Source organism: Ureibacillus endophyticus, assembly GCF_003628435.1.
GTDB classification, from domain to species: Bacteria; Bacillota; Bacilli; order Bacillales_A; family Planococcaceae; genus Ureibacillus; species Ureibacillus endophyticus.
Window position 1 is genome coordinate 13,718 of sequence record NZ_RBZN01000020.1, and the last position, 12,886, is coordinate 26,603.

Consider the following 12,886-nt stretch of genomic DNA (forward strand, 5'->3'; position numbering starts at 1 on the left):
TTATTCTACACCTCTTTTTTCGTTAATGAGAATCATTTTCATCCATTATATGAAAAAAGTCAGAATATCGTCAAGTTCATTTTAATATTTTTTGTATACGAATATGCTAAGTAAATGGTAATATGAAAAAAAGCATAAAAAAGGGTGTATAAAATGAATAATTCGAAACATATTCAAACAATCTTGAATGGGTCTATGCACTCATTAAAAACCATTCTTCCTTCAAATATTAACTTTCATGCACCATCCATTTTGTCAGAACCATACATACAGAAGGAAATGGGCGTTTTAATTGGTTTATTAGGGGATATTAAAGGGAGAGTTATTCTTGATAGTACTTCCGATGCATTTAGTGCAATTGGAGCTCAAATGTTTGGAATGCCTCTAGAAGGTGAAATGTTAGAATCATTTACTGGGGAATTTGGGAACATGTTCGCAGGGAATTTATGTACGCATGTAGGAACGGGAGAATTAAATATTGATATAACACCTCCTACTGTCATGGTTGGTCATACAAAATTATTCGGTTTCGAAAAATGCTTTAGACTCCCTACAACAATAGAAAATGCTGGAGCCCTAACGATTCTTTTTACGATCGATGAGTAGAGATAGATTAATATTTTCCTAAAATAGCTACTTTAACACACTATTATCTGGTAATAGTGTGTTTTTTGTTATTTATTTATAATATTTACCTTTCACATTAAATTCACATTTGGATATCCAAAGTGTGATTTTTTTCACATCACGAGAAAAAATTTTTTAATATGATGAGTTCGTGAAATAATATTTCTCTAATTTAGGAGGGAGCTTCATGGGGAAACACAATAAGTCCAACGATAATTTAAAAGGAACTCTTTACGCTACATTTGGCGTAGGAATTTCTATCATTATTCTTTGGGCACTTTGTTTCAATTTATTTATGGATCGATTTTAGAAGAATGATATTTAAGGAGGATCATCAACATGCACATACACAAGTATGAAAAATGGTGGCTAACATTTGGCGCAGCCATGCTGATTGCGTTTCTCGTTATTGTTGGTGTGAGCGCATTTCATGGCGGTACGCATCCAAATAACTCAAAATGGACGATTAATTATGAAAAGGTAGATGAAATTGCACCTTTTGATAACCCTGGCGTACACAAAGTTGAAGGTAAAGATTGGGATTACGAAGTTGTTTTAGTTGCTTCGGCATTTAGTTATAACCCAATGGAAATTGAAGTTCCTGTTGGTTCAAAGGTACGATTTATCGCTACAACAAAAGACGTAGTTCATGGCTTTGAGGTTGCAGGAACAAATATTAACTTCATGTTAGAACCTGGTTATGTATCGGAAAAAATCACAACGGTTGATAAAGCCGGTGAATATGTAATCGTATGTAACGAATATTGCGGTACAGGTCACGCAATGATGTATTCTACACTTAAGGTGGTGGACACAGATGACAACAGCAACAGTCACTAAAGAAATAACAAAGAAAAACGGTAGTAAAGAAACTTTCAAAGAAAAATTTGTTCAAGTTGATCGTCGAGACGCAAAACTTGCATTAGCCCATATTGTTGTAGCATTTATCGCATTATTTTTAGGTGGTTTTGCCGGTTTATTACAAGTATTTGTACGCTCTGGTCAATTTAAACTCCCTGCAGGAATTAACTATTATCAAATCTTAACAGTACACGGTGTATTATTAGGACTTATTTTAACAACATACTTTATTCTAGGCTTCCAAACTGCAGCGATCAGCCGCACATCCGGAGCACTTTCTAATAAACAACGTACGATTGGCTGGGCTGGCTTCTGGATTATGACAATCGGTACTGCCGCTTCAGCAACAATGGTCTTATTAAATGAAGCATCTGTTTTATATACTTTCTATGCCCCATTACAAGCACACTGGATCTTTTATTTAGGTTTAGCATTGGTTGTTGTTGGCTCATGGACAGTCGCATTAGCACAAGGTTTACGTTATATTCAATGGCGTAAGGAAAATAAAGGTCAAACATCTCCACTATTATCATTTATGGTTGTTGTAAACAATCTAATGTGGTTTGTCTGCACACTAGGTGTAGCAGCTGAAGTATTATTCCAATTATTACCTTGGTCATTAGGCCTTGTTGAACGTGTCGATGTTCTACTATCTCGTACATTATTCTGGTATTTTGGTCACGCACTTGTTTACTTCTGGTTATTACCAGCATACATGATTTGGTATACAGTAGTACCTAAAGTTATTGGCGCGAAAATTTTCTCTGATTCACTAGCTCGTCTAGCGTTTATGTTATTCTTACTATTCTCAATCCCAGTTGGTGTTCACCATCAATTAACTGAACCAGGGATTGATGGATTCTGGAAATTCTTACAAGTTGTTTTAACATTCTTTGTAATTGTTCCATCCCTATTAACTGCATTCTCTATGTTTGCTACATTTGAAATTCGTGGTCGCGAACTTGGTGGAAAAGGTTTATTTGGTTGGTTCAAAAAATTACCTTGGAAAGATAGCCGTTTCTTATTACCATTTATCGGTATGGCTGCATTTATCCCTGGTGGTGCAGGCGGAGTTGTAAATGCTTCATACCAAATGAACGAACTAATCCATAATACAATTTGGGTAACAGGACATTTCCACTTAGCAATTGCAACAACAGTAGTGTTAACATATTTTGGTGCAGCTTACTGGTTAATTCCACATTTAACTGGACGTGTTTTAACTAAAAAGATGAACGATTTAGCTGTAACATCTGGTATTATGTGGACGATTGGTATGTTCATTATGTCTGGTGCAATGCATATTGCTGGTTTATTCGGTGCTCCTCGTCGTTCTGAATACTCAACTTATGGTGGCTCTGAACAAGCAGCAGAATGGATTCCATACCAAATTGCGCAAGCAGTTGGTGGAACAGTATTATTCATTGCGATTATATTAATTATTGGTATCGTGATTAACTTAATTTGGTTTGCACCAAAAGGAGAAGAAGAGTTCCCTCTAGCAGAACTTTCTCAAGGTGCTGAGAGAACACCAGCGATTCTAGAAAACTTTAAATTATGGGGTGTAATCTTGGTAGCCCTAATTCTAATTGCTTACACATTCCCAATCTTTGATATTATTAATAATTCTCCGCTTGGGTCAACTGGTTATAAGTTCTGGTAACAGTAGCCTTCCTGAACGAATTAATAGATTCGTTTGGGGAGGTTTTTTGTTTCCTTTTGGTAGGTACCAATTAAGCAATACAAATTCAATTTTAGGATATGACACATCTTTTTTCAATAAATTTTCCCATTTTAAAAGATACTTATTGGATACATCTTATAGATAAGTAAACAAAGGAAATTTAGTTGTTTTGATTGAGATTTTAATTAAGTTTTGTTTATGTGAGCGGACTTTAGTACACAAGCCGCAGAGCCAACTTGTGTTGTCTCTACGACTTGTCTTTGTACTTGTGTAAAGGTCCGCTCACTTTTAATTCCACTTTCTAAAACTTCTAGATAATTTGCGCGGCTTACAGTGGTAGGCCGCGTCTTCTAATATAAAATTCTATCTTTTTGAGGTGAAGTAAGTTGTTCTTTAATATCTTTCTTATCACTAAAAATATATCAATTTATTTTTATTAAAATAAAAACGATCTGCTTATACAGATCGCTCTATTAGTTGTTTTTTGTCGATTTTGCCTACGTGGGTTTTTGGTAGTTCTTCCACGAAGTCGATTTGTTTGGGTACTTTGTATACTCCTAGTTGTGTTCTACATAGTGCTAGGATGTCATCTTTCATTTCAGGTGAAGGATTTTTACTTACAATGAATGCTGTGACGATTTCACCCCATTTTTTATCGGGTATACCTACTACTGCTACTTCTTTCACTTGGGGATGGGTAATGATGCATTGTTCCACTTCTTGAGGGTAAACATTTTCCCCTCCAGTGATGATCATGTCTTTTTTACGACCAACAATGTAAATGTCGCCATCTTCATCCATTTTTGCTAAATCGCCTGTTTTTAACCAGCCATTGTCCAAACTCTTCGCTGTTTCTTTTTCATTGTTCCAATATTTTGTGAAGACATGTTTTCCTTGAAGGTATAACTCCCCTACTTCATTTACTTTACAAATTGCGCCTTCCTCGTTTCGTATCTGAACGGAATTAAATAGCATACTTTTCCCAACGGATCCTTTTTTCTTGGCTGCGAGCTCCGGTGAAATGTAAAAGTTGTTAGGTCCAGCTTCTGTCAGGCCATAGCCTTCTTTAAATTGAAGTCCCTTTTTGGCAAAATGGTCGTAAATAGTTTTAGGACAGGGTGCCCCACCGGATAAAAATACTTTTACTGTGGGAAAAGTGGACTCTTTGAAATAATCCGTATCCACCATGCCTTGATACATTGTCGGTACGAATAGAGAAATCGTTGTCTTGTAATCATTCACAGCACGAATTGCTTCTTCTGGGTTGAACTTATTGCCGATTACAACTGTGCCACCCACCATTAAAATTGGCAATGCAAGAGCGTTGATTCCACCTGTATGAAATAGAGGCATATAGTTTAACGTACAATCTGAAGGTTCAAGTCCCCAACTTACAATCGTGTTTAATGCATTACAGTTCACTGCATCAAAGGAAAGGACAACGCCTTTAGGTTTCCCGGTTGTTCCCCCAGTGTATATCATTAACCATGGATCGCTACCGCTCATACTTGTAGATTGATAGTCAGCTTTTTCTTCGCTGCACTGTAAAGTAAAAGTATGTTGAAAAATACGTTTCCCCAATTGTTCAAATTTGTGATCTGTTAATAGTAATGATGGTGTACAATCTTCAATTATATGAATTAATTCTTTTTCAGCGAGTCGCCAATTTAAGGGAACAAAGATGAAGCCGCCCAATCCGCAAGCAAAAAGTATCGGGAAGAAGTCGATACTATTTTCTGCAATAAGTGCCACACGACTTCCCTTTGATAGTCCCTTTTTCTGCAAAACATTAAGCCATTTTAAGGTTTCATTTGCTAACTCTTTATAAGTCCACTGCCTATTTGTTTGGATATCGATTAATGCAATTTTGAAAGGTGTTAAACTAGCTCTTTTTAAGATCCAAGACTCGCTATTAAGCATTTCAAACACCCTCCTATCATCACATCATTATTCCGCCATCAACATGTAATACATGACCTGTAATATAACTTGATTCGTCCGATGCTAAAAATAAATAGGCATTGGCAATATCCTTGGGTTCTCCTAAACGTTGTAATGAAACAATGGATTCCATATGATTCAAGACTTTTTCTGGCATCTTTTCAACCATATTTGTCCTCGTAAAGCCTGGTGCAACAGCATTGACATTAATGCCTTTTCTACCAAATTCCTTTGCCCAAGTTTTTGTCATCCCTACAACCGCCGCTTTTGTCGCCGCATAGTTCGTTTGACCAACATTGCCATAGACCCCACTAACTGAGGATGTATTGATTATCTTGCCATAACCTTTTTCAATCATATAAGGCACAACTGCTTGGGTACAGTTGAATACCCCTTTTAAATTGACATCTAACACTCGATTAAAATCTTCTTCTGTCATTTTCACGAGCATAGCATCTCGCGTAATTCCTGCGTTATTGATTAAAATATCAATCTTTGAATATTTTGATAGTACTTGTTGAACCATCGTTTTAACACTTGCTAGGTCCGCCACATTCACTTGAAGAAATGTCACATCAAACCCCTGTTCAAGAAATTGGGATTCTACTTGTTTGCCACTTTCTGCATCATAATCAGCAATCACTACTTTTGTCCCTTCATTTAGAAACACTTCTGCTGCAGCTTTACCGATTCCATTTGCTCCACCTGTAATAATTGCTACTTTATCTTTTAATCGCAAAATGCCCACCTCAATCTTTCAAAAATTGTTCAATCGCATTTTTCAGCTGGTCTAAATCGTCTAATAATGGAGAATGGCCACAGTTTACTAGCTTTACAACTTTCGCCTTCTCACCGAAATCTTCAATTAATTCCTCTGTCATATTACCTGGCACAACATAATCTCTTTCGCCATAGAGAATAAGTACTGGAATTAGAATTTTATCAATTTCACCAGTACCTTTTGCTGCTTCATTGTCGTGATGACTAATGTTGAAGGTATTTAAGACATGGTACACATCCGCTAAATTTCGTTGCGTCAGCATATCATCAACATACTCTTCATATTTTTGTTCATCTGGTTGGTTATGAGTATAGATGACAGCGTTCCAAACTGCCTTTAAGCCATCTCGATTTTTTGTATCGTATAAACCTTGCATTGGAATTGTTTTGCCAATGTCGTTTTCGATTTCAGCAATTGTCTTTAGTCGAATTGTACTTTGAGTGCCGTCTTCATTTGTTTGATAAAATGGATACCCCCGTGTAGATGCGGATGCAAGTAGCATTAATTTATTGCATAGTCCTGGGTAGTCAGCACAAAACTGCATCGCTACTGCTCCACCAGTGGACCAACCTAGTAAACTAAAGTCTTTTAATCCTAATGAATCCACGAAACTTTTTAAGTCATCACTAAAATCCCGCATATGGGTAATTCTATTTTTATAAGTAGACGCTCCAAAGCCGCGCAAATCTGGAGCAATAATCGTATAGCGAGGATCGAAATTTTCTATTAATACATCCCAATGTTTTGAAGAAGTCATATTACCATGAACAAAAATACAAAGTTCTTCTCCCCCGATTCGCTCACGGTAAGAAAGAGTTTCACCATTTGGTAATTCAACATATTTTAATTCACCCATGCCTCTGTCTCCTTTCGTTTCCCCCATTGGATAGTTGTTGCACCCCATGCATACCCAATTCCTGCACTAACTAATGTTACGATATCTCCTTCTTTAATTTTGCCCTCATCTAATGCTAGTTTTAGAGATAGTAACTGATCAATTTGACCAATATGGCCGTACTTCGATAAATAAATGGAGTTTTCTTCTTTTAAATCGAATACTTTTAACACATAATCATGGGCAGATTTTTTCATATGAAGCATGGCTAAATAGGATAAGTCTTCCTCTTTAAAGCCGCTTTTCATTAAAGAATTTCGAATAACTTTAATAAAATTATCTAGGGATCTCTGTTCAAGCCTTGTTTTCATGCCTTCTGGGTCGGTTACGTCAAAACGATATAATCCTTGTTCAAGTAAAAGTGGTGTTAAAGGCTGTTTTGTCCCTCCAACTGGAATCAACACATCTTCTGAAAAAGAGCCATCTGTAATTAAATCCGATTCATACACAATATTCTCCATTGCCCCTTTTTGCAAAATAAGTGCGCCTCCACCAGCACCTAAATTAAACATAAATCGCGTTCTTGGGTTGTTAAAATCGATTAAATCGTGATTACGATAGCCCCCTGCGAGAAGGACCGTGTTTATATCTTCATCTGAAGCCATTAAACTTTTCGCTAATTTTATCGCTAGTATTGCAGTTCCGCATCGCAACTGGGTATCAAAAGCCCAAGCATTCGTAGCCCCGATTTCTTCTTGGATTTTGATTCCTGCAGACCAAAGCGGATATTCTTTATGCTCCTCTCCAAAATAAATAACCACATCGATTGCTTTTGGATTAATATTGGCGTTTTGAATCGCCTCTTTTGCAGCACATATGGCCATTTGCACAGTATGATCGTCTTCACCTGCAATCGTTTTTTCTTCAATACCCATCTTTGTTTGGACGATATGAACTGGGATATTGGCAAGTCGAGCAATTTCTTCACTAGTCATGCGTTTGTCTGGTAAATAAACTCCTAATCCGATAATTCCTACGTTCATTTCGATCGCTCCTTCGATTCAGGTAAAGGGACTTGATCACGCTGCTTCCATTTTGAAATTTTTGTTAGGATGGAACCTACAATACCTTTTGGGAAGAACACAACCGCCAAAATGTAGATGATTCCAAAGAAAATAATCCATCGTTCAAAAATTGGATAATCCCTTGCTAATCCGGACAAGTAATGTTGTGCAAATTCAATAACAACAGAACCGACTAATGGACCAACTAATGTGCCAACTCCTCCGATGATGGTCATCAGTAATGCATCAAGGGTAATATCCATCGTCATCATACTCGTATTGACAAAGCGTAATGAAATCGCATAAAGTGACCCTGCTAAACTAGCAATCACACCAGCCACAATTGAAGAAATCACTTTGTAGTGTAATGTTTTAAAACCAAGTGATCTTGTACGTTGTTCGTTTTCCCGAATGGCAATGAGTACACGCCCTAATGGTGAATTCACAAATCTTCGCAGTATGAGAAAAACAATTACAAGACAAGCAAGAACACAAAAATAAAAGACGATACGATCTTTAAACACATCTGGTGCTCTAAAAGTAAACCCGTCATTTCCTTTCGTTACACTACGCCATTTTTCTGCAACCACTAGTAGTAGCCCAGAGATTGCTAGTGTTAACATTGCAAAGAAATGGCTTTTTAATCGTAAAGTTAACAATCCAACAAAGAAACTTAGAATCCCTGCTAAAACCATTCCAACGACAATGGAGCCGATAAATACAGGAATCGTTGGCTGAATTTCCTTTAACATGATCGCTGTTGAATAGGCACCGATTCCAAAGAACATAGCATGGCCAAAGGAAACAATTCCTGTGTAACCTAGTAAAATGTCATAGCTCATCGCCAATATGCCAAAAATAAAGATTTGCGTTAATAAAATCGTTAACGTTCTAGAATCTGCAACAAAAGGGAAAGCCACTAAAACAACTAGAAGTATGGCAAAAATGATATTTTGCTTCGATAATAATGCCGGTTGATTCATGTACTTTCCCTCCTAATCATTGAAAATAGACCTTGTGGACGGAAGATGAGTACAATAGCCATAAGAATCATGTTTACTGCTAAGGATAAATATGGAACATAGTAAGCCATGAAACTACCTGCTAACCCTACTAAAATGGCAGCAAGCAACGATCCTGAAAAACTTCCCATTCCACCGATAACCACAACGATAAATCCTAAAATGGCAAATTCCATCCCCATCTCTGCATAAATCGAACCTGAATATGGAGCCATCAACATTCCACCTAATGCAGCAAGGGAGGCACCCGTCATGAAAACAAATAAAAATACTCGTTTAATATTAATGCCCAATGCTTGAACCATTTCTTTATTAATTACTCCTGCACGTACGATAAGCCCGATTTTCGTACGAGTTAAAATATAATGGAAGATACCAAAAATAATAAAACCAACGACAATGATAAATACTCGGTACTTAATGACAATGACTTCACCGATTTCCCAACTGCCTGCTAAATAACTTGGCACAGTCACAGGAATGGCATTCGGTCCAAATGCTACTTTAATCATCTCTTGTAGGACTAGCATAAATCCGAGGGTAATTAAAATTTGTTGAACGTGATTGCCATATACCGGTGTAATAATTAATTTTTCCATAATGAACCCTAAAATGATTCCGGTAAGAATGGAAACTACAATACCAATGAGAAAACTTTCTGTATAGGCATAGGTAACTACACCTGTATAAGCTCCCCAAACGAAGAGACCACCATGTGCGAAATTCAACACATCCATCAAACCAAATATTAATGTTAAACCGGCAGCAAGAAGGAAAATTAACATTCCAGTTGCTAGGCCATTTATAACGAGACTAATTAATAAATCCATCCCATTTCCCCCTAGCCGATACCTAAATATTTTTGTTTTAGTTCATCGTTTTGAATTAACTCACTCATTTCCCCACTCCGAACCGTTCTGCCATCATCAATGAGAGTGTATGTGTCGCCAATATTGCTTGCCATTAAGAAGTTTTGTTCGACAAGGACAATGGTTGTTTGTTTTTTCATCTCCACAATCGCTTCCATAACCTTTTCTATCACGATCGGCGCTAATCCTTTTGAAGGCTCATCGATTAACAGCAATTTGCTATCATTTACAAATGCCCTCGCCATCGCAAGCATTTGTTTTTGCCCACCCGATAAATTTCCCCCTGCTTTTTTCCAAAACTTTTTCAAGTCAGGGAAAAGATTTAACACATATTCTTGCTTTTCCATTATTTCAGGCGTTTCTTTTCTAATCGCTACTTTTAAATTTTCCTCTACCGTTAATTGGCCAAAGATTCCTTGATTTTCAGGGACATATCCAATCCCTAAATTGGCTATATCATAGGTTGGTTTTTTAGTAATATCTTGATTTAAATAATGAACCGCACCACTGGATGCAGGGGTTAACCCCATAATTGTTTTTAAAGTAGTCGTTTTCCCCGCACCGTTTCGACCAAGTAAAACAGAGACTTCCCCTTCCTTCGCTTCAAAGTCAATCCCTTGTAAAATGTGATATTGACCTATATGAGTATGGATATTATGAAGTTTCAACAAGTTCTCCATCGTAAAGTCCCCCTAAATATGCATTTTGAACGGTTGTATTATTCATAATTTCAGTTGGCGTCCCATCAGCAAGGAGCTTGCCATTAAAAAGCACCATGATAGAATCGGATAAATCTAAAATCATATCCATCTTGTGTTCGATTAGTAGAATGGTTTTATTCCCTTGTTCTTTAATGGATTTAATCACTTCTAAAATTGCAGGTACTTCTTCTAAGGACATTCCAGCTGTAGGCTCATCAAGTAATAATACTTCTGTATCAAGGGCGAGTAGCATGGCAATTTCCAATTTTCGTTTTTCTCCATGGGACAATTGACTTGCAATGGCATGGATTTTATTCGATAACAATACTTGATCTAACAGTTCCACAGCTTTTTCTGTAATCTTTTTATAATGTAAATAATGTTTTAAGAAGTGGAATCGAACCTTTTCTTTTGATTGAACAGCAAGGCGAACATTTTCTAAAACCGTTAAGTTCGGAAAAACATTTGTAATTTGAAAGGAACGTCCCAATCCGATTCGCGTCCGTTCAATGGAAGATAATTTTGCAATGGATTGCCCTTTAAAAAACACATCCCCTTCAGTTGGTTTCAGTTCACCGCTTATTAAATTGAAAAAAGTCGTTTTCCCCGCACCATTTGGCCCAATGATGGATTTAAAGTGTTTTTCAGGCATTTCAAAGTTCACTTTATCAACTGCTTTATGACCACCAAATTGAATGGATAAGTTTTCAGTTCGAATAATTGGTTCCATGTGTTACTCCTCCCCCTTCAAATCTGTCCCTCTTAAAATCTTCTAAATTGAAAAGATTTTAAGAGAAACAGATCAAATGAATGATCTGTTCTCTATTTGATTAATTTAAGATTGGTGGCTCTGTTTCTTCCGGTGATAATTCACGAATTAACACAGGTACTGGATAATCCACACCATCTACTTTTTCTAAACGAATTGAATACATTGTTTGTAATGCTTGGTGATCTTCTTTACGGAAAGTCATTGTTCCTTTTGGCGTTTCAAAGGACATCCCTTCCATTAACGGAATTAGTGTATTGCCATCCGCATCCCCACCAGATTTTTCTAAAGCTTCCACAATGGCAATAGCTGCTGAGAAACCACCTGGTGTGAACAGGTCAGGTACTTCACCGTTATGACGTTTTTTATGTTCTTCTACTAACCAATCATTTACTGGATTTTGTGGTAGTGTGTGATAGTAAACCGAGAACCCTTCCATTCCCACTAGAGGACCCATCATTTGTAACGCGACAATGTCTGGTGCACCAGTAGAAATTTTGATACCGTTTTCTTGTAGCTTCATGTCCGCAATTTGATTCCAAGGCGAGTTTGCCCCTGCCCAAACAACAAATAAATAATCAGGTTTTGCTTCAATAATTTTTTGTAAGTTTGATGTGAAATCCGTTGCTGCTGGATCTGCATATTCCTCCACGACAATTTCAGCTCCTAATTTTTCTGCAGCTGTTTTAAATGCCGCAACACCATCCCAACCAAATGAGTAGTCCGGTGCAAAGGTTGCAATTTTCACACCATCGCCAGCAATGGCTGCAGCTGCTGCATACGCATCTTGTGAAGAGTTACGTGCTGTACGGAAAATGTATGGATTAAATTCGGAACCTGTAATACTGTCCGCTACTGCTGGTTCAACGATCATAATTTTTTCGTATTCTTCCGCAAGTGGTAGTACAGCTAATGTATCGCCTGAGCTGGAAGAACCAACTAAGAAGTCAACACCATCATCTTCTAATAGTTTTGTAGCTTTCTGAACCGCTACTTCCGGTTTTGTTTCAGTATCTTCCCAAATGACTTCGATTTTCTTACCTGCGACTTCCATCGTGCCATCCGTTGCATATTCTAAACCAAGTTCAAATCCCTTTTGCGTTTGTTTTCCATAAGATTCAAGTGCGCCTGTTAATGAGGCTAAAACACCGACTTTGATTGTGCCGCCCTCTGTTGTGGCTTCAGTCCCCTCTGCCTCTCCCCCTGTTGTAACCGTTTCATCCGAGTCCTTCGTTGCCGATTGTTCATCACTACTACAAGCTACCAACATCAGTACGACTAATCCCATGATGAAAAATAATGACCAAAACTTCTTCATCCGATTACCCCCTATCCTTTTATAAAGCGCTTACACTGCTTTGAATATAAGATACTAAATAGGAGTTACAAATTGGTTACAAAAAAATCGATATCCTCCGGGATAGGATATCGATTTTTTCTGCACCGAAAGCGTAGCGACAGGTGCACCATCCTTCATGTTCTGAGACAGCTTCTTTTTTGCTGCACCGAAAGCGAAGCGGCAGGTGCAAAAAAACCCGGATAGGATATCGATTTTTTCTGCACCGAAAGCGTAGCGACAGGTGCACCATCCTCCATGATTTATGACAGCTTCTTTTTTGTTGCACCGAAAGCGAAGCGACAGGTGCAAAAAGTTAGTATTAATTTAATTGCTTATCTGATTAAATCTAATAAAAATTCAAAAATAGAATCGTTTAGTGAGAGGACTCAGCAC

The 12,886-nt window shown here is 37.5% G+C and carries 13 protein-coding genes; 4 read left to right on the top strand and 9 right to left on the bottom strand.

Annotation, left to right across the window (positions count from 1 at the left end; translation table 11 throughout):
• Positions 1 to 153: 153 nt before the first annotated feature.
• From D8M03_RS09480 to D8M03_RS09490, 4 genes are all read left to right on the top strand, one after another.
• Complete coding sequence (locus tag D8M03_RS09480) at positions 154 to 606, top strand: chemotaxis protein CheX (protein WP_121214533.1); 453 nt, start codon at positions 154 to 156, stop codon at positions 604 to 606.
• Between the two features lie 208 nt (positions 607 to 814).
• Positions 815 to 937 carry a hypothetical protein gene (locus D8M03_RS17975; protein WP_281272156.1) on the top strand — a complete coding sequence of 41 codons (123 nt, stop codon included), beginning with the start codon at positions 815 to 817 and terminating at the stop codon, positions 935 to 937.
• Positions 938 to 966: 29 nt separating this feature from the next.
• Entirely contained in the window at positions 967 to 1,467 is a 501-nt protein-coding gene (locus D8M03_RS09485; protein ID WP_121214534.1) for a cytochrome c oxidase subunit II, read from the top strand.
• Positions 1,445 to 3,151, top strand: coding sequence for a b(o/a)3-type cytochrome-c oxidase subunit 1 (locus D8M03_RS09490; RefSeq protein WP_121214535.1), 1,707 nt, complete (start codon positions 1,445 to 1,447; stop codon positions 3,149 to 3,151). Before D8M03_RS09485 ends, D8M03_RS09490 begins: the two co-directional genes overlap by 23 nt.
• Before the next feature lie 477 nt (positions 3,152 to 3,628).
• On the opposite strand, the gene D8M03_RS09495 is transcribed toward D8M03_RS09490, so the two are convergent.
• From D8M03_RS09495 to D8M03_RS09535, 9 genes are all read right to left on the bottom strand, one after another.
• On the bottom strand, positions 3,629 to 5,092 hold the full coding sequence (locus D8M03_RS09495) for a class I adenylate-forming enzyme family protein (RefSeq protein ID WP_121214536.1): 1,464 nt from the start codon (positions 5,090 to 5,092) through the stop codon (positions 3,629 to 3,631).
• Between the two features lie 19 nt (positions 5,093 to 5,111).
• Positions 5,112 to 5,852: a 3-oxoacyl-ACP reductase FabG gene (gene fabG / locus D8M03_RS09500; RefSeq protein ID WP_121214537.1), complete on the bottom strand. Its 741-nt coding sequence runs from the start codon at positions 5,850 to 5,852 to the stop codon at positions 5,112 to 5,114.
• 10 nt (positions 5,853 to 5,862) lie between these two features.
• Positions 5,863 to 6,750 (bottom strand): intracellular short-chain-length polyhydroxyalkanoate depolymerase, encoded by an 888-nt coding sequence (gene phaZ / locus D8M03_RS09505; RefSeq protein WP_121214538.1) that lies wholly within the window; start codon positions 6,748 to 6,750, stop codon positions 5,863 to 5,865.
• Positions 6,738 to 7,772: a 3-oxoacyl-ACP synthase gene (locus D8M03_RS09510; protein ID WP_121214539.1), complete on the bottom strand. Its 1,035-nt coding sequence runs from the start codon at positions 7,770 to 7,772 to the stop codon at positions 6,738 to 6,740. The genes phaZ and D8M03_RS09510 overlap by 13 nt, the downstream gene beginning before the upstream one ends.
• A complete protein-coding gene (locus D8M03_RS09515) occupies positions 7,769 to 8,776 on the bottom strand; it encodes a branched-chain amino acid ABC transporter permease (RefSeq protein WP_121214540.1) in 1,008 nt (335 codons plus the stop codon). Before D8M03_RS09515 ends, D8M03_RS09510 begins: the two co-directional genes overlap by 4 nt.
• The gene (locus tag D8M03_RS09520) at positions 8,773 to 9,645 is read right to left on the bottom strand and encodes a branched-chain amino acid ABC transporter permease (RefSeq protein ID WP_121214541.1); all 873 of its coding nucleotides are present in this window, start codon (positions 9,643 to 9,645) and stop codon (positions 8,773 to 8,775) included. The genes D8M03_RS09515 and D8M03_RS09520 overlap by 4 nt, the downstream gene beginning before the upstream one ends.
• An 11-nt stretch (positions 9,646 to 9,656) precedes the next feature.
• Positions 9,657 to 10,364: an ABC transporter ATP-binding protein gene (locus tag D8M03_RS09525; RefSeq protein ID WP_121214542.1), complete on the bottom strand. Its 708-nt coding sequence runs from the start codon at positions 10,362 to 10,364 to the stop codon at positions 9,657 to 9,659.
• The gene (locus D8M03_RS09530; protein ID WP_121214543.1) at positions 10,339 to 11,115 is read right to left on the bottom strand and encodes an ABC transporter ATP-binding protein; all 777 of its coding nucleotides are present in this window, start codon (positions 11,113 to 11,115) and stop codon (positions 10,339 to 10,341) included. The genes D8M03_RS09525 and D8M03_RS09530 overlap by 26 nt, the downstream gene beginning before the upstream one ends.
• A gap of 100 nt (positions 11,116 to 11,215) precedes the next feature.
• On the bottom strand, positions 11,216 to 12,472 hold the full coding sequence (locus tag D8M03_RS09535; protein WP_121214544.1) for a substrate-binding domain-containing protein: 1,257 nt from the start codon (positions 12,470 to 12,472) through the stop codon (positions 11,216 to 11,218).
• Between the last annotated feature and the right edge of the window lie 414 nt (positions 12,473 to 12,886).

Excerpts from the sequence above, each read along its gene's own strand:
- D8M03_RS09480 (WP_121214533.1), top strand. The coding sequence starts at position 154 with ATGAATAATTCGAAACATATTCAAACAATCTTGAATGGGTCTATGCAC.
- D8M03_RS17975 (WP_281272156.1), top strand. The coding sequence starts at position 815 with ATGGGGAAACACAATAAGTCCAACGATAATTTAAAAGGAACTCTTTAC.
- D8M03_RS09485 (WP_121214534.1), top strand. The coding sequence starts at position 967 with ATGCACATACACAAGTATGAAAAATGGTGGCTAACATTTGGCGCAGCC.
- D8M03_RS09490 (WP_121214535.1), top strand. The coding sequence starts at position 1,445 with ATGACAACAGCAACAGTCACTAAAGAAATAACAAAGAAAAACGGTAGT.
- D8M03_RS09495 (WP_121214536.1), bottom strand. The coding sequence starts at position 5,092 with ATGCTTAATAGCGAGTCTTGGATCTTAAAAAGAGCTAGTTTAACACCT.
- phaZ (WP_121214538.1), bottom strand. The coding sequence starts at position 6,750 with ATGGGTGAATTAAAATATGTTGAATTACCAAATGGTGAAACTCTTTCT.
- D8M03_RS09510 (WP_121214539.1), bottom strand. The coding sequence starts at position 7,772 with ATGAACGTAGGAATTATCGGATTAGGAGTTTATTTACCAGACAAACGC.
- D8M03_RS09515 (WP_121214540.1), bottom strand. The coding sequence starts at position 8,776 with ATGAATCAACCGGCATTATTATCGAAGCAAAATATCATTTTTGCCATA.
- D8M03_RS09520 (WP_121214541.1), bottom strand. The coding sequence starts at position 9,645 with ATGGATTTATTAATTAGTCTCGTTATAAATGGCCTAGCAACTGGAATG.
- D8M03_RS09525 (WP_121214542.1), bottom strand. The coding sequence starts at position 10,364 with ATGGAGAACTTGTTGAAACTTCATAATATCCATACTCATATAGGTCAA.
- D8M03_RS09530 (WP_121214543.1), bottom strand. The coding sequence starts at position 11,115 with ATGGAACCAATTATTCGAACTGAAAACTTATCCATTCAATTTGGTGGT.
- D8M03_RS09535 (WP_121214544.1), bottom strand. The coding sequence starts at position 12,472 with ATGAAGAAGTTTTGGTCATTATTTTTCATCATGGGATTAGTCGTACTG.